The 15,615-nt window shown below is 62.4% G+C and carries 13 protein-coding genes; 10 read left to right on the plus strand and 3 right to left on the minus strand.

Features of this window, described 5'->3' with window-relative positions; all coding sequences use genetic code 11:
* Positions 1-38 precede the first annotated feature (38 nt).
* Positions 39-1,307: a carbohydrate porin gene (locus SJI03_RS17750; RefSeq protein WP_322428068.1), complete on the minus strand. Its 1,269-nt coding sequence runs from the start codon at positions 1,305-1,307 to the stop codon at positions 39-41.
* A 309-nt stretch (positions 1,308-1,616) separates the two neighbouring features.
* Between SJI03_RS17750 and SJI03_RS17755 the strand changes: the two genes are divergently transcribed.
* The 8 genes from SJI03_RS17755 (at position 1,617) to SJI03_RS17790 (ending at position 11,324) form a co-directional block, all read left to right on the plus strand.
* Positions 1,617-2,927 carry an ABC transporter substrate-binding protein gene (locus SJI03_RS17755; protein ID WP_046684817.1) on the plus strand — a complete coding sequence of 437 codons (1,311 nt, stop codon included), beginning with the start codon at positions 1,617-1,619 and terminating at the stop codon, positions 2,925-2,927.
* Between the two features lie 123 nt (positions 2,928-3,050).
* A complete protein-coding gene (locus SJI03_RS17760) occupies positions 3,051-3,911 on the plus strand; it encodes a sugar ABC transporter permease (RefSeq protein WP_322428069.1) in 861 nt (286 codons plus the stop codon).
* Positions 3,912-3,921: 10 nt separating this feature from the next.
* Complete coding sequence (locus tag SJI03_RS17765) at positions 3,922-4,740, plus strand: carbohydrate ABC transporter permease (RefSeq protein WP_099380584.1); 819 nt, start codon at positions 3,922-3,924, stop codon at positions 4,738-4,740.
* Between the two features lie 16 nt (positions 4,741-4,756).
* The gene (locus SJI03_RS17770) at positions 4,757-5,806 is read left to right on the plus strand and encodes an ABC transporter ATP-binding protein (RefSeq protein WP_099380585.1); all 1,050 of its coding nucleotides are present in this window, start codon (positions 4,757-4,759) and stop codon (positions 5,804-5,806) included.
* Positions 5,806-7,281: a mannitol dehydrogenase family protein gene (locus tag SJI03_RS17775; RefSeq protein ID WP_322428070.1), complete on the plus strand. Its 1,476-nt coding sequence runs from the start codon at positions 5,806-5,808 to the stop codon at positions 7,279-7,281. Before SJI03_RS17770 ends, SJI03_RS17775 begins: the two co-directional genes overlap by 1 nt.
* 15 nt (positions 7,282-7,296) lie before the next feature.
* Positions 7,297-8,214, plus strand: coding sequence for a helix-turn-helix domain-containing protein (locus SJI03_RS17780; protein ID WP_099380586.1), 918 nt, complete (start codon positions 7,297-7,299; stop codon positions 8,212-8,214).
* A gap of 55 nt (positions 8,215-8,269) precedes the next feature.
* A complete protein-coding gene (locus tag SJI03_RS17785; RefSeq protein WP_099380587.1) occupies positions 8,270-9,196 on the plus strand; it encodes a helix-turn-helix domain-containing protein in 927 nt (308 codons plus the stop codon).
* A gap of 73 nt (positions 9,197-9,269) precedes the next feature.
* Positions 9,270-11,324, plus strand: a complete 2,055-nt coding sequence (locus SJI03_RS17790) for an esterase-like activity of phytase family protein (protein ID WP_322428071.1) — start codon at positions 9,270-9,272, stop codon at positions 11,322-11,324.
* 66 nt (positions 11,325-11,390) lie between these two features.
* Here the strand turns inward: SJI03_RS17790 and SJI03_RS17795 are convergent, their stop codons facing one another.
* Entirely contained in the window at positions 11,391-13,487 is a 2,097-nt protein-coding gene (locus SJI03_RS17795) for a prolyl oligopeptidase family serine peptidase (protein WP_416208762.1), read from the minus strand.
* 117 nt (positions 13,488-13,604) lie between these two features.
* Positions 13,605-14,312 carry a glutathione S-transferase family protein gene (locus tag SJI03_RS17800; RefSeq protein ID WP_322428072.1) on the minus strand — a complete coding sequence of 236 codons (708 nt, stop codon included), beginning with the start codon at positions 14,310-14,312 and terminating at the stop codon, positions 13,605-13,607.
* Between the two features lie 114 nt (positions 14,313-14,426).
* On the opposite strand from SJI03_RS17800, the gene SJI03_RS17805 reads away from it, so the two are divergent.
* Both SJI03_RS17805 and SJI03_RS17810 read left to right on the plus strand, forming a co-directional pair.
* Positions 14,427-14,792, plus strand: coding sequence for a helix-turn-helix domain-containing protein (locus SJI03_RS17805; RefSeq protein WP_322428073.1), 366 nt, complete (start codon positions 14,427-14,429; stop codon positions 14,790-14,792).
* 61 nt (positions 14,793-14,853) lie between these two features.
* The gene (locus SJI03_RS17810) at positions 14,854-15,450 is read left to right on the plus strand and encodes a hypothetical protein (RefSeq protein ID WP_322428074.1); all 597 of its coding nucleotides are present in this window, start codon (positions 14,854-14,856) and stop codon (positions 15,448-15,450) included.
* The last annotated feature ends 165 nt before the right edge of the window (positions 15,451-15,615 follow it).

The raw sequence follows: 15,615 nt of genomic DNA on the forward strand, positions 1-15,615 counted from the left end.
GAGGTTCCGCCCTTTTTAGTTTTTACCGCTGATTCCGTTTAGAACCACGTTTCTACCTGGAAACCATACGAGGTGCCGCTGGTATTGTTGTTGTAGATCGGGCCGCCGTTGTTCGACGCATTGACCGAGGCGGTAGCCGCATCGTTCCATTTGCCGTAGGTGACGAAAGCGCGCAGTTCAGGACGCGACCACAGGCCAGGGCCGGCCGAGATCGTCGGGGCGATGGTCAGCTTGGTCAAGCGCTTGGCCGGCAGGCCGCCCGCTTGCGTCACGCGGTCCGTGCCCAGTTCGCCCACCAGCTTGAAGTTGTCGGTGAAGGCATACACGGGACGCACGCCGACCGAGGTCCAGGTCGAGGAACCGTTGGCGTTCGACTCGTCTTTTTGCCACAGGGCGACGAATTCCATGCCGAAGTTGGCCATCGGCTGGATCGCCATGTCATTGAAGATACGCGTGCGTTTCACGTCCGAACCCAAACCGGTGTCGCCCGAGGCGCCGAACTGCGCACCCTTGCCCGTACCAGGACCGACGCCGTACTGCACGCCGAAGGTATTGCCGCCACCAAACACTTTACCTTGACGGTGGAATGCCGACAGCTGCCAGCCATTATTGCGCTTGCCAGTGATGACGTCATCCTTACCTTCGCCGATGATGTAGGTCGCGGCCAGGTCCAGCGTGCCGTTTTCATTGACGGGAATCTCGCCGTAGATGAAGTTCTGGCGCACGGCCGATTTGGTGTTGACGCCGCCGTTCGGCAACGGGACCTTGACGTCGCTGTCCTTGAAGAAGGCGTACGAGAATTTACCCGGTCCTGCTGGAATGCGGTCCAGGCCGGCGCCCGTGCCGTTCATGTTGATGTACTGCAAGTCCAGCATGTGGATGTCAGGACGGTAGTAGAAGCGCTTACCGATCCAGGCCGTGCCGCCGTTCAGGAAATCGAGTCCCTGCGCTTCGACATAGGCCTTGACGATGCCCAGTTTGTTGTCGCCGAAATCCGAGTTTGGCGCGTAGGCGTTGACCCAGATGGTGGCCAGGTAGTTCACGCCGCCGGACTTGGCGACGGACTTGGTGTAGCCGAATTCCGTGTAGGCGTCGCACTCATTGCCCAGACGGTATTTCATGGTGTTGCCACCCAGGCCGAAGCAGCCTTGCGAACCGCCACCGCCCGACGTATTGCTGCCGGCGCCGGCGCGCAGGTAGCCGTGGAAGCCTTCGGCGTCGGATGGGTACATGGGGTCGGCAAGGGCGGAAGCGCTGGCGATGGCCAGGAGCAGGGCAGGTAAGGTTTTCAATGCAGTGCGGTTCATGCGGTCTCCAGAAGAATGTAGGTGGTAGCGGTGGCGCCCCAGGGGGCGGTCACCGCACACGGTCTAATGCCGAAAACCAAGTCTAGCAGCGCTTTTTTAACCACCCTGATACAAAACGTGCAAGTGCTGATACTTTCTTTCAGAGTGTTGTTTTTGCTGCATATCGATACTCTCGCGCATAGCAAGCTTGCAAAAGAGTATCGAATTGCGGTTTTGGAGTATCAGAAAGTATCAAAGTCCGGTGCTACATTGTGGTCGTGGTGCCAAGTAACCGGGCATTGCCAACGACAAAAACACTGGAGACACACAATGAAACGTTCCGCCATTGCCGCGCTGTGCGCCGGCGCCTTCTGCTTCGCCTCGTCCGCCTTCGCCGCAACCGACCTCGTCATCGCCACCGTCAACAACGGCCACATGATCGAAATGCAAAAGCTCAGCAAGTTCTTCGAGCAAGCCAATCCCGACATCAAGCTCAAATGGGTGACCCTGGAAGAGGGCGTCTTGCGCCAGCGCATGACCACGGACATCGCCACCAAGGGCGGCCAGTTCGACGTGATGACCATCGGCCTGTATGAAACGCCCATCTGGGGCAAGAAAAACTGGTTGATTCCCATCAAGCCGGACGCCAAATATGATATCGACGACTTGCTGCCCGCCATCCGCGAGGGGCTCTCCGGCGACGGCAAGCTGTACGCGTCACCGTTCTATGGCGAAAGCTCGATGATCATGTACCGCAGCGACCTGGTGAAAAAGGCGGGCGTGACGATCGAGGACCGTCCATCCTGGAACCAGTTGCGCGACGTGGCGGCCAAGCTGCACGATCCTGCCAACGGCGTGTACGGCATCTGCCTGCGCGGCAAGCCGGGCTGGGGCGACAACATGGCGCTCATCACCACCATGGCCAATTCCTATGGCGGCCAGTTGTTCGACATGAAATGGAAGCCGCAATTTACCAGCAAGCCGTGGAAAGACGCGGTCAACATGTATGTCGACCTGATGAAGAAATACGGCCCGCCGGGCGCGGCTGCCAACAGCTTCAATGAAAACCTGGCGTTGTTCAACCAGGGCAAGTGCGGCATCTGGATCGACGCGACGATCGCCGCTTCCTTCATCACCGATCCCAAGCAAAGCAAGGTGGCCGACAAGGTGGCGTTCGCCCAGTCGCCCGTGGGCGTGACGGAGCGGGGCGCCAACTGGTTGTGGATCTGGTCGCTGGCCATTCCAGCAAGCTCGAAGCACCCGAATGAAGCGCAACGCTTCATCAACTGGGCCACCTCGCCCGACTACGTGAAACTGGTTGCCAAGGAAACCAGCTGGGCCAACGTGCCGACCGGCACGCGCAAGTCGACGTATGCCAGCCCCGAGTTCCAGAAAGTGGCGAAATTTGCCGCCGCGGAAGGCAAGGCCCTGGCCACCACGCGCGCCGTGCAAAGCACCTTGCCGCCATCGCCGTACGTGGGCGTGCAATTCGCGTCCATCCCCGAATTCCAGGTGATCGGCGTGGCCGCTGGCCAGCAGATGGCGGCAGCGCTGCTGGGCAAGGTGACGGTGGACCAGGCGCTGGAGTTGTCGCAGCAGACGGCGGAGCGCGAGATGCGTAAAGGCGGGTATTACAAATAGCACGTATGCCGGTTAATAACTGGCATTGCTATTAATCCACTAGCTGAAAGCCGGGGTCAGACCCGCCGGGTCTGACCCCAGATTTCTGCCGGCGATTGTTTCCCCTTGCCCCAAGAGAACATTATGAAACGCATTATCCCCCGGACTTTGCTGACGCCGGCCGTGGTCGCCGTCTCCGTCATTTCCATCATCCCGCTGCTGATTACCCTGTATTACTCGTTCGTGCGCTATTCCATGCTCGATCCGAGCGGCCATCCTTTCCATGGCCTGGCCAATTTTCACTTTTTCTTTACGGATGCCTCTTTCCTGCCGGCCTTGCAGAACACGTTTACCCTGCTGTTTTCCGTCATGCTGATCACGGTGGTGCTGGGCACGGCGCTGGGCTTGCTGATCAATGAAGCGTTTCCGGGACGCGCCATCGTGCGCGTGCTCTTGATCTCGCCCTTCCTCGTCATGCCGGCCGTGAATGCCCTGATGTGGAAGAACATGTTGCTCAACCCGATCTACGGCCTGTTCGCGCAGATCAGCATCTTCTTTGGCGCCACGCCCGTCGACTGGCTGTCGGCCCACCCCCTGTTTTCCATCATCATGATGGTCTCGTGGCAATGGCTGCCGTTCGCCTGCCTGATCTTCATGACGGCCCTGCAATCGATGGACCGGGAACAGCTGGAAGCGGCGCGCATGGATGGCGCCACGTATCTGCAGCAGTTGCGCTACCTCTACATTCCCCACCTGGGCCGCGCCGTCTCGGTGGTGCTGATGATCGAGATGATCTTTTTGCTGTCGATCTTTGCGGAAATTTTTACCACCACGGGAGGGGGGCCAGGTTTCGACACGACCACCATCACCTTCATGATTTATCAGCAGGCACTGCTGTCCTATGACGTGGGAGCGGCCTCGGCCGGTGCCCTGTTCGCCGTGCTCATCGCCAACATCGCCGCCTTCTTCCTGATGCGCGTCATCGGCAAGAATCTGTCGAAATAAGGAGACCTTGATGCATAGCAAACTCAATTTGTATGGCCGCACGACCGCCGCCTGGCTGTTCGCGCTGCTGCTGTTCTTTCCCATCTTCTGGCTCGGTCTGATGGCCTTCAAGACGGAAGGGCAAGCCATTTCCACGCCGCCGCTGCTGTTTTTCACGCCCACGCTCGACAGCTTCCGCGAAGTGCTGGCGCGCGACAATTACTTCGGCTACGCGTGGAATTCGCTGTTTACCAGCGTGCTCTCGACGGCCATCGGCCTGTTGATCGCCATCCCGGCCGCGTATTCGATGGCCTTCTTTCCCACGGGCGGCACCATCGGCTTGCTGAAATTCATGCTCAGCTCGCGCTACATGCCCGGCGTGGGCGCCCTGATGCCGATCTATATCTGTTACCAGTACTTCGGCCTGCTCGACACGCGCATCGGCCTGACCATCATGTTCATGCTGATGAACCTGCCTATCATGATCTGGCTGCTGTACACGAGCATGAAGGAGTTGCCGCGCGAAATCCTCGAGGCGTCGCGCATGGATGGCGCCACCGTGTGGGATGAATTCCGCCACGTCGTGCTGCCCCTGTCCGTGGGCGGCATCGCTTCCACGGCTCTCGTGTGCATGGTGTGGTCGTGGAATGAATCGTTCTGGTCGCTGAACCTGGGCGCCTCCAACGCGGGCACCCTGGCCTGGCTCATCGCCTCGTATTCGAGTCCGGAAGGCCTGTTCTGGGCCAAATTGTCGGCCGCTTCCCTGATGGCGATTGCGCCCATCATGGCGCTGGGCTGGTTCTGCCAAAAGCAACTGGTCCAAGGTATGACCTTTGGCGCCGTTAAGTAAAAATTAGGATGACATCATGGCTTACCTTCAACTGAGCAATATCGAAAAATTCTTTGGCGAGCACCGCGCCATCAAGGGCATCGACCTGGAGATCAAACAGGGCGAGTTCGTCGTCTTTGTCGGACCGTCCGGCTGCGGCAAATCCACCTTGCTGCGCCTGATCGCAGGCCTGGAGCCGATCGACGGCGGCAAGCTGTCGCTCGACGGGCGCGACATCACCAGCGTGCCGTCATCGAAGCGCGACCTGGCGATGGTGTTCCAGTCGTATGCGCTGTATCCGCACATGACGGTGTTCCAGAACATGTCGTTTGCCTTGAAACTGGCGGGCGTCGATCCGGCCATCATCCGCGAGAAAGTCGACAAGGCGGCCGCCATCCTCGACCTTGGGCGTTACCTGGAGCGCACGCCGAAGGAACTGTCGGGCGGCCAGCGCCAGAGGGTGGCCATCGGCCGCGCCATCGTGCGCGACCCGAAAGTGTTCCTGTTCGATGAACCGCTGTCGAACCTCGACGCGGCCCTGCGCGTGCAGACGCGCATCGAGATCGCCAAGCTGCACCGCGAACTGGGCGCCACCACGATTTACGTCACGCACGATCAGGTCGAAGCGATGACCCTGGCCGACCGGGTCGTGGTGCTGCGCGATGGGCAGATCGAGCAGCATGGCTCGCCATTGGAATTGTATGACCGTCCCGCCAACCGCTTTGTCGCGCAATTCATCGGCACGCCCAGCATGAACGTGGTGCCGGCCGATGCGGCGCCGCAGCTGCTGGCGCAGGCGGGCAGCGCGGCGCAGGCGGACGGCTTTGTCGGCATCCGCCCGGAACACGTGCACCTGGGCGCGGCGCAGCCGGGCAGCGTGCCCGTCACCGTCGACCTGGTGGAGTCCCTGGGCGTGGAAACCCTGACCTATGTGCGCTTGCCGAACAATGTGCAGGTGGTGTCGCGCGGCGCCGAGCGCAGCAGCCTGCAGCCGGGCCAGCAGACGCATCTGACGTTCGAGCCGGGCTTCGTCCATTATTTTGACCGCGCCGGCAAGACCTACGCGGCGGCGAAAGGAGCGCTGTAATGGAAGCGATCGCATTGAACCAGGCGAATCTGGCGCAGCTGCCAGCCCAGGTGGCCGTGCCCGCGTATGCGCGCGGCGTGCTCGTGCCCAGCATCGTGCATATCGGCGTGGGCGGCTTTTTCCGCGCCCACCAGGCCGTGTACCTCGACGATTTGCTGGCCTTGCCCGGCAACGCAGAATGGGGATACTGCGGCGTGGGCCTGCTGGCGCATGACGCGGCCATGCGCGACGCCATGCGGGCGCAGGATGGCTTGTACACGGTGGTCGAGCGCAGCGCGGCCGGCGATACGGCGCGCATCATCGGCTGCATCGGCGAATATTTATATGCGCCCGACGACCCGCAAGCCGTGCTGGATAAGCTGGCCGACCCTGGCACGCGCATCGTCGCGCTGACCATCACCGAGGGGGGCTATTATGTGAACCAGGGCACGGGCGAGTTTGACGCGACGCACCCCGACATCGTGCATGAACTTGCGCATCCAGATGCGCCGCGCTGTTCGTTCGGCTACCTGGCTGCCGCCCTGGCCCTGCGCCGCCAGCGGGGCCTGGCACCGTTCACCATCATGTCCTGCGATAACCTGCAAAACAATGGCGACGTGACGCGCAAGATGCTGCTGGCTTTTGTCGCCCTGCGAGACGCAGAACTGGCGCGCTGGCTGGCCACGCATGGCAGCTTTCCCAACAGCATGGTCGACCGCATCACGCCGGCCACCACGGATGAACACCGGGCGCTGGTGCGCGACAGCTTTGGCATCATCGACGCCTGGCCCGTCGTGTGCGAGCCGTTTCGCCAGTGGGTCATCGAAGACGAATTTCCTCAGGGACGGCCGGCCTGGGAAAAGGTGGGTGCGCAGATGACGCACGACGTGCTGCCGTATGAAAAGATGAAGCTGCGCTTGCTCAATGCCAGCCACCAGGCCCTGTGCTACATCGGCATGCAGCTCGGTTACACGTTTGCGCACGAAGCGATGGAAGATCCTGGCATCCGCCTGCTCGTGCGGCGCATGATGGATGATGAAGTGACGCCCTTGCTGGACGAAGTGGAAGGCATAGCCCTGGACAGCTACAAAGACACCCTGATCGAGCGCTTCTCGAATCCGGCCGTGCGCGACCAGCTGGCGCGCATCGGCACGGAAGGCTCGGCGCGCATCCCGAAATTCGTGCTGCCCTCCGTGCGCGAAGCGCTGGCCCGGGGCGGCGCCATCCAGTTGCTGGCGTTTACCGTGGCGTGCTGGTTCCGCTACCTGGAAGGCCATGACGAAGCGGGGCGCGAGATGCCCCTGAACGATCCGTATGCGGCGCGCCTGCGCGCGCTGGCGCTGCAGGGCGGGGCGGACGCTTCAGCGCTGCTGTCCCTGCGCGAGCTGTTCGGCGACCTCTCCGACACACCAGCGTTCACGCAGGCGGTGAGCGATGCGCTGGCCAGCCTGTATGGGCTGGGCGCGCGCGCGGCGCTGGAACAGATCGTCGCCTGACGGAGAGCGCGCGCCATGCCACGCAAAGCCGATGTCTCGCTGCCGCAGATGGAACTGGAACAGCAGCGCGACGCCACGCCCGGCTTCGAGCCGAAAGGCAGTTTCGGTTTCATCCGCTACCTTGAGCACGGCTTTCCGAATGCGCTGGTGCGCTGGCATTACCACGACGAGTACGAACTGCACCTGATCGTCGAGAGCAGCGGCAAGGTGTTTGTCGGCGACTACATCGGCCAGTTCGCGCCTGGCCACCTGGTGCTGACGGGACCGCGCGTGCCGCACAACTGGGTCTCGCTTGGCACGCCGCCGGAAGGCGTGGCCCTGCGCGACATGGTGATCCAGTTTTCACATGCGCCGCTGGCCTCGATGGCTGCCGCCATTCCCGAATTGAAGGATATTTTCCCGCTGCTGCAGCGCGCCTTGCACGGCGTGGAATTCTTTGGCGTCAGCGAACAGTCGCTGCGGCGCTTCCAGCGCATCCGCGACAGCAGCGGCCTGCCGCGCCTGATCGAATTTTTGAGCCTGCTGGGCGAACTGGCGCAGACCAGCGATTACCAGCTGTTGTCGACGGTACCCATGCAGTCGAGCGACGACGACGTGGCCCTGGCGCGCATCAGTTCCGCCATCAACTTCATCGTGCACAATTACAGCAGCCAGTTTTCGCTGAAACAGCTGGCCGAGCAGGTGGAGATGCCCGAGCGGACGTTTTCACGCTTCTTTCGCAGCGCCACGGGCAACAGCTTCACGGACTTCGTCAATCGCCTGCGCATCAACAAGGCGTGCCAGCTGCTGATGGAAACGGAGCGCTACGTCAGCAACATCTGCTACGAGGCGGGTTTTAACAATGTGGCCAATTTCAACCGGCGCTTCCTGGAATTGAAGGGCATGACGCCGAAGGAGTTTCGCCAGCAGGCGCTGGGCCGTTTTGGCGAGTGAGGCTTTTTGAGGTACATTGGATGGCACAGGCGGGGACAGCCTGAGAGAGACGAGCATGGAACACCTATGGCAGAAGGACAGCGAGCGCAAGGCGCCCGAACTGGAACGCGAAAGCTACGATGGCATCATCAATTACCTGGAACACGGCTATCCCAGCTCGCGCGTGCGCTGGCACTGCCATGAAGAATATGAGCTGCACCTGATCGTCGCCACCAGCGGGCGCCTGTTCGTGGGCGACTATATCGGCGAATTCTCGCCCGGCCACCTGGTGCTGACGGGCCCGCGCCTGCCGCACAACTGGATTTCCAACGTGATGCCGGAAGGCGGCGTGGCCCTGCGCGACATGATCGTGCAATTCGCCCACGCGCCGTTGACGGGCGCCGCGCGCGTCATCCCCGAATTGCGCGAACTGCTGCCGCTGCTGGAACGCTCCAGCTATGGCGTGGAATTTTTCGACATGGGCCACGAGGCCGAGCAGCACCTGGCGCGCATCCGCGCCACGCATGGCGCCGAGCGCTTCGCCGAATTCGTGCAACTGATGAGCAAACTGGCGCGCACGGCCAATTATCGCTTGCTGTCGAGCGCTTCCCTGCGTTCGTACGACGATGACGCCACCCTGGCCAAGGTCAATTCCGTCCTCAACTACATCACGGACAATTACCGCGAGCCGATTTCGGCGGAAATGCTGGCCGAGCAGGTGGGCATGTCGCTGAGTAAATTCTCGCGCTTCTTCCGCAAGGCGACGGGTAACAGTTTTACTGATTTCATCAGCCGTTTGCGCATCAACAAGGCGTGCCAGCTGCTGATGGACACCGATCAATACGTGTCGAACGTCTGCTACGACGTGGGCTTCCAGAACGTGGCCAATTTCAACCGCCGCTTCCTGCAGGTGAAGGGCGTCACGCCCAAGGAATTCCGGCGCCAGGCCGATGGCCGCTTTGGCGGCATCGGCGGACCCGTGGCGGATATGCCACAGGCTTGAGGACTGTCATGGGCTTGTCACGTTGACTGGTTATGCTCCACGGCTAAATCCACCCACCTTAGCCGAGGAATGCATGAATACTGCCGTAACGTCGATCCCGAAACTGACCCTGCTGGCCATCGCCGCCGGCCTGACCCTGGCCGCTTGCGGCGGCAGCGACAATACGCCGGCGGAGCCTTCCAGGCCCGTGGCGCAAACGGGCGTGTTCCTCGACGGCGCGGTGGAAGGGCTCGATTACGTGGCAGGCAGCGCCGCCAAGGCCAGTACCAATGCCAAGGGCGAATTCCTTTGCAACCCGGGCGACACGGTGGCCTTCAGCATGGGCGGCCTGGCCCTGGGCTCGGCGCCATGCGGCGCCATCGTCACGCCGCTGGCGCTGGCCGCCAGCACGAACGTGGCGGATGACAAGGTCATCAACCGCCTGCTGGCGCTGCAACTGCTCGACGACGACAGCGATCCGTCGAACGGTATCAGGCTGACGGCCGAAGTGAAGGCGGCGCTGGCCGGCAAGACCCTGGACTTTACCGCCGCCCCGGCCGCCTTCAACACGGCCCTGGCCGCACATTTGACTGCCGTGGGCGCGAAATTCGCCGGCCGCACGGTCGATGCGGAGCGCCGCGCCCTCGTGCGCGAGCATTTCGAAGATACGCTGGCCTCCAAGGCGGGTGCGCCCGTCAATGAAGCGCTGACGCAAGCCAATCCCGTGGGCGAAGTGAAAGTGACGGTGACGCGCTACCAGATCCAGGCGGCCGATAAATTCTACGTGCCGTACGAAGGCGCGAACGCCAAGATCAAGGGCGAATTCCCGAACGGCTTCCTGCCGTCGTACGGCTCCGGCCTGGCCTACAAGGGCAAGAATGCGGCAGGCGACCTGGAATTCTATGGCTTGACGGATCGCGGCCCGAACGGCGACGGTCCGCTGGTGCCCGATCCCTCGGGCAAGGGCACCATCGGCAGCAAGATCTTCCCGTCGCCCAGTTTTACTCCATCGTTCGGCGTGCTCACGGTGGGCAAGAACGGCGCCGTCCTGAGTTCGTCGACACCGATCAAGGTATCGGCCACCGTCAACAGCTCGGGCTTGCCCGTGCCAGTGGGCGCCGTCGGCAATTCGGCCGAGATTCCCGTCATGGATGCGATGAAGTTCGATGCAGCCGGCAAGGCCGTCTTCAATGCGGGCGGCCTCGATTCGGAAGCCATCGTCGTCGATGCGAAGCGCAATGCGCTGTGGGTGTCCGACGAATACGGCCCTTTCATTGTCAAGATTGATGCCGCCACGGGCATCATCCAGGCCAAGTACGAGCCGGGCAAGGGCTTGCCTGCGCTGTTCGCCAAGCGCCGCGCGAACCGCGGCATGGAAGGCATGACTTTAGATGCGAGCAACGACAAGCTGTACGCCTTCCTTCAAAGCCCCCTGTCTGACGGCACGGCACCCTATTCGGTGACGAAGAAGAATGAACAGGTCGAGCGCTTCGCCCGCTTCACGCGCTGGATCGAATTCGACCCGACGACGGGTACCAGCGGCAAGATGTATGCGTATCCGCTCAATGCCGCCGACTACCAGGACGGCCGCACGGGCAACGCCAAGTTGGGCGACATGGTGGCGCTGGGCGGCGGCAAATTCCTCGTCATCGAGCAGGGCGCAGCGCCGTCGGGCAAGGTCTTCAACAAGCTGATGCTGGTGGAACTGAAGGGCGCCACGGACATCGCGGCCGCCGCCTTCAACGCGACGACGTCGGACCTGGAAAAAAGCAGCATGGGCGGCGCGGCCGTCAATGGCGCCGACTGGGCCGCCGTCACGCCGCTGAAGAAAACGCTGCTGCTGGATTTGAACGCCATCGGCTGGGCGGCGGAAAAGGCGGAAGGCCTGACCCTGATCGACGACTCCACCATCGCGCTGGCCAATGACAACGACTTTGGCCTGAAAACCAAGATCTTTGACGCAAATGGCGTGGAAGTGGCGGATGCCGACGTGACCAAGTGCACGGTCGACGCGAACGGCGCCATCGTCACGAGCAGCGCTGCCGGCTGCAACGCGGCCAACACCATCCGCGTGGCGCGCGGCGACGACCGCGAGCGTCCAAGCCGCTTGTGGATCGTGAAGTTCGCCAAGGCGCTCACTGCGTATTGATGCAGTTTGACGGACGTAAAAAAGCCGCACAGTGCGAACTGTGCGGCTTTTTACTTTGGAACAGGCTTACTTTTTAGTGTAGGTATTGAGCCAATCGAGCACCGTGCGATGCCACAGCAGCGAGTTCGCCGGTTTCAGCACCCAGTGGTTTTCGTCCGGGAAGACCAGCAGCTTGCTCGGGATGCCCTGGCGCTGCAGCGCCGTGAAGGTACCCAGGCCTTGCGCGGTGGGGATGCGGAAGTCCAGGTCGCCCTGTACCACCAGCATTGGCGTCTTCCAGTTTTTCACGAAGTTGACGGGGTTGAACTGTTCGTGCTTGGCCGGTGCGTCGTAGTACGGGCCGCCGTTTTCCCATTCCGTGAACCACAGTTCTTCCGTCGCGTACGCCATGCCGCGGTTGTCGAACACGCCGTCGTGGTTGACCAGGCATTTGAAGCCGTCCGGCCAGTTACCGGCGATCCAGTTCATCATGTAGCCGCCATACGATGCGCCCAGCGCGCAGCTGCGCTCGCGATCCAGCCAGGCGAACTTCTTGGTCGCCGCTTCCAGGCCCTTTTGCAGGTCGACCAGCGGCTTGCCGCCCCAGTCGCCGCTGATGGAGTCCGTGAATTTCTGGCCATAGCCGGTCGAACCGTGGAAGTCGATGAAGACGGTGGCGTAGCCGGCGCCCGCATACACTTGCGGATTCCAGCGGTAGCTCCAGCTGTTGCCAAAGCTGCCTTGCGGGCCGCCGTGGACGAGGAAAGCGACCGGATACTTTTCGCCCGCCTTGGCATTCCACGGCTTCATGACGTGACCGTAGACGGTTTCGCCATTCGCGCCGGCGAACGAGAACTGTTCATATTCGCCGAAGCGCACGTCGGCCAGGGCTGCCGCATTCTGCTTCGTCAGCTGGACCATCGGTGCGCTTTCCGACTTTGCATCGAGCTTGCGCGTATACAACTGCGCGCCCGAGGCCAGGTTGGCTTGCGCCATCACGATGGTATTGCCGCGCACGTCGAAGTCGCCCACGGCGCCCTTGCCCGTCAGCGCAGCGACCTTGCCGCTGGCCGCGTCGATGTGGAACAGGCGGTGCTGGCCCACGTCATCGGCGGCGACGAGGAAAGCCTTGCTGTCCGGCGTCCAGCGGAAGTCGGCCACGGAACGGTCCCAGTCGTCGGCCACGGTGCGCTTCTTGCCGGTGGCGACATCCATCAGCACCAGGTGGAAGCGGTCCGCTTCGAAGCCTGGCTTGGTCATGGCGACATAGGCCAGGGTGCGGCCATCGGGCGAATAGGTGGCCTTGGCATCCCAGGCCGGATTGTCGGCCGTGAGGTTGCGCGGCGCCTGGCCGCCAGCGGCAGGAATCGTGTAGACGTCGAAGTTGGTCGACCACGATTCCGTGCGGCCGGCCACGCGCACGGAGAAGGCTACCGTCTTGCCGTCCGGGCTGAAGTGGTATTCGCTGTTGTCGCCGAATGGCTTCGAAGGCGCGTCGCCATCGAGGGTGCCGCTCAGGCTCACTGGCGCGGCGCTGACCTTGCCGGTGGCGTCGATCGGTGCCGAGTACAGCGCGTTGCGGCGGCCATCGGCCCAGGTATCCCAGTGGCGCACGAACATCTGGTCGTAGACCATGCCGCTCGCCTTGTTTTTGGCTTTTTCATCGAGGCGCTTTTTCGTGCAGGCGAGATCCGCGCAATCGAGGAAGACGCCCATGCTGAAGGCCAGGCGGTCGCCTTGCGGCGACAAACGGTAGGTGTCGACGTCCAGCGCCAGGTCGGTGACCTTGGCTGCTTCGCCGCCGGTCAGGGGCAGTTGCCACACTTGCGAGGAGCCGGAGCGGCCCGACAGGAAGTAGATGGCGTCGCCGTTCGGCGACCATTGCGGGTCGCTGGCGCTGGCATCGCCGCGCGTGAGCTGGCGCGGCGCCGCATTCGGCGCGCGCAGGTCGATCATCCACAGCTGCGTGTTGCCGCGGTTTTTATCCAGGTTGGTGGTGCGCACCGTGTAGACGACGCGCGTGGCGTCCGGGGACAGCACGGGGCTGCCCACGCGTTCCATGGCAACCATGTCTTCCACGGTGAAACCGCGCGGCGCGGCCAACGCCGGCTCTGCAGCAACTGCGGCGGCGGTAGTGGCCATGGCGGCACTGAATGCTCCCAAGAGCAGCAGACGTAAACTCATTCAAACTCCCAATGTTATTGCGACGTTGTTGATGTGATATGAACGTGGCCGGCTGTACCGCCGGCAGGCCGACATCATAGCAATAAAGACGCGCCTGCTGCGGGAGTTGACCGCCGGTTAGCCGGTCTGAGTGGCCAGTTGGTCGAGCGCCACATGGCCCAGGAAACCGCCCTGGCTGGTGGCCGGCAAGCCCGCCTCGATGGCGTGGGCAAAGCGCACGCCGGGGTCTCGTTCCAGCGCGGCCAGCACGCGCGCCACGTGCGGATAGGCGGCCAGGCTGGCCAGTTGCAGCGGATCGACCCAGCGCGCCGTGGCGGCCAGGTAGGCGTCGGCGATGGTCGGCGCCGTGTCCGATGCCAGCCAGGCGCGGCCAGCGAGCAGGCGCTCCAGGTGCGCCAGGCTTTTGTTGACCTTCTCGATGGCCATCTCGCGCCAGACGGCCGCGCGCGCATCGTCAGGTGCCGCACGCGACGCCTCGAAGGCGGGCATGAAGGCCGCGTGAAAGGTCGTGTGCAAAAAGGACAGCACGCTGTTCAGGCGGTCGTATTGTGGCGTGCCTTGCGCAAAACCCAGGCCGCTCTGCGGCGCGCGGGCGGCGAGGTGCAGCAGGATCGCCATGCTTTCCAGCAGTGGTGCGCCTGCGTGCGTGAGCAGGGCCGGCGTCTGGCCCAGCGGATTGATGGCGAGAAAGGCGGGATGCTGCTTGCTGGCCGGATCGCGCGCTTCCACGCGGGCCAGGCGATACGGCAAGCCGCTCCATTCGAGGGCGGCGAGGGCGGCAAACGAGCAGCCGAACGGCACGCTGTAGATCAGGGTGGTTTCCAAGTCGAAACTCCGATGGGATGAGGGAAGGGCAGTCTAAGGGCAATGGTTACTATTTGGAAGAAGGCAGAATAATGTGGTATAGGTACATTTTTTATACCAGATGGGAAGCAAAGCATGAAAGACAATGTCTCCGGCTGCGCCGTGGAAGAAGCCATGCGCTTGCTGGGCGGGCGCTGGAGAACCGTGCTGCTCAGCTATCTGATGGCGGGGCCGAAGCGCTTCAGCGAAATCCGCCGCGCCGTGCCGAATATCTCGCAGCGCATGCTGACCCTGGACTTGCGCGCGCTGGAAGAGGCCGGTTTGCTGACGCGCACGATTTACGCGGAAGTGCCCGTGAAGGTGGAATACCGGCTGACGGACGAGGGTTTGCGTCTGCGCGAGCTGGTCGAGATGCTGCGCGGTATCGGCCTGCGCTTGCGCGGGCAGGCGGACGCGGGCGGCGCCTTTCTCGCACCCGATGCCGTGGATAATTCCCTATAGAAACAGCTGATTTGATGCAAAGTGCTAGACTGCCGGCCTTTTATCACTACTCCCGACACCCATGCGCCTGACTTCCTTCGCCCTGACCGCCGCCGCCCTGTTCGCCGCCTTGCCGGCCCAGGCGGCCACCATGCCGACACTCGAACAAATCCATGCCGCTGTGCAGGCGGGCGTGGCCAAGACCCAAGCCAAGATGCAATCGGCTATGCCGGTACCGATCGCCGTCAAGGTGACCAGCCTGCAGGGCTGCCAGGAGTCGCAGGAAGTGCCGGGCGAAGTGGTGTGTCTGGTAGGCATGAGCGCCGGCATGCGCGATGCTTTTAACGTACTGCCCCTGCGTAACGAGGGCGGCACCTGGGTCGGCGTCGAACGCAAGAACGCCAAGTTCACCGGGCCATCGCCGGCCGAGGCGCAAGCGATGATACGCGCCTGGGCCAAGGAAGAAGTGGCGCGCAATCCGGAAGCGGCCAAGGATGTGCAGATGCAGGAAGCGCAGAGCACGATGCAGGTCAAGTCCGTCAACGAGTGCGACGTCAAGCGCAAGACGGGCTATCTGGTATGCGATACGGAATTGAGCGTGCCGAGCCGTCCGGAAGCCATCAAGACGGAACTGACCTTCATGCTGGAAAACGCCAGCTGGCGCTACGTGCCCCGTTAAACGCCTCGCCGTTTGCCGCCGGAACAGTCACGCTGTTCCGGTATTGCCCTCGCTCTCGCCATCCCCCTGCGGCCACGCCGTCCTCCGCAATATTTGCAGATTTGCAAGGCAATCTCATCCTTGAAAATTGCCGCTTTAAATTAATAATTTAATATTAAAATTAAT

It is taken from the genome of Janthinobacterium sp. GMG1 (assembly GCF_034427795.1).
Lineage (GTDB): Bacteria > Pseudomonadota > Gammaproteobacteria > Burkholderiales > Burkholderiaceae_D > Janthinobacterium.

Bases quoted from the DNA above. Each gene is read 5' to 3' on its own strand.
- SJI03_RS17750 (WP_322428068.1), bottom strand. From the start codon at position 1,307: ATGAACCGCACTGCATTGAAAACCTTACCTGCCCTGCTCCTGGCCATC.
- SJI03_RS17755 (WP_046684817.1), top strand. From the start codon at position 1,617: ATGAAACGTTCCGCCATTGCCGCGCTGTGCGCCGGCGCCTTCTGCTTC.
- SJI03_RS17760 (WP_322428069.1), top strand. From the start codon at position 3,051: ATGAAACGCATTATCCCCCGGACTTTGCTGACGCCGGCCGTGGTCGCC.
- SJI03_RS17765 (WP_099380584.1), top strand. From the start codon at position 3,922: ATGCATAGCAAACTCAATTTGTATGGCCGCACGACCGCCGCCTGGCTG.
- SJI03_RS17770 (WP_099380585.1), top strand. From the start codon at position 4,757: ATGGCTTACCTTCAACTGAGCAATATCGAAAAATTCTTTGGCGAGCAC.
- SJI03_RS17775 (WP_322428070.1), top strand. From the start codon at position 5,806: ATGGAAGCGATCGCATTGAACCAGGCGAATCTGGCGCAGCTGCCAGCC.
- SJI03_RS17780 (WP_099380586.1), top strand. From the start codon at position 7,297: ATGCCACGCAAAGCCGATGTCTCGCTGCCGCAGATGGAACTGGAACAG.
- SJI03_RS17785 (WP_099380587.1), top strand. From the start codon at position 8,270: ATGGAACACCTATGGCAGAAGGACAGCGAGCGCAAGGCGCCCGAACTG.
- SJI03_RS17790 (WP_322428071.1), top strand. From the start codon at position 9,270: ATGAATACTGCCGTAACGTCGATCCCGAAACTGACCCTGCTGGCCATC.
- SJI03_RS17795 (WP_416208762.1), bottom strand. From the start codon at position 13,487: ATGAGTTTACGTCTGCTGCTCTTGGGAGCATTCAGTGCCGCCATGGCC.
- SJI03_RS17805 (WP_322428073.1), top strand. From the start codon at position 14,427: ATGAAAGACAATGTCTCCGGCTGCGCCGTGGAAGAAGCCATGCGCTTG.
- SJI03_RS17810 (WP_322428074.1), top strand. From the start codon at position 14,854: ATGCGCCTGACTTCCTTCGCCCTGACCGCCGCCGCCCTGTTCGCCGCC.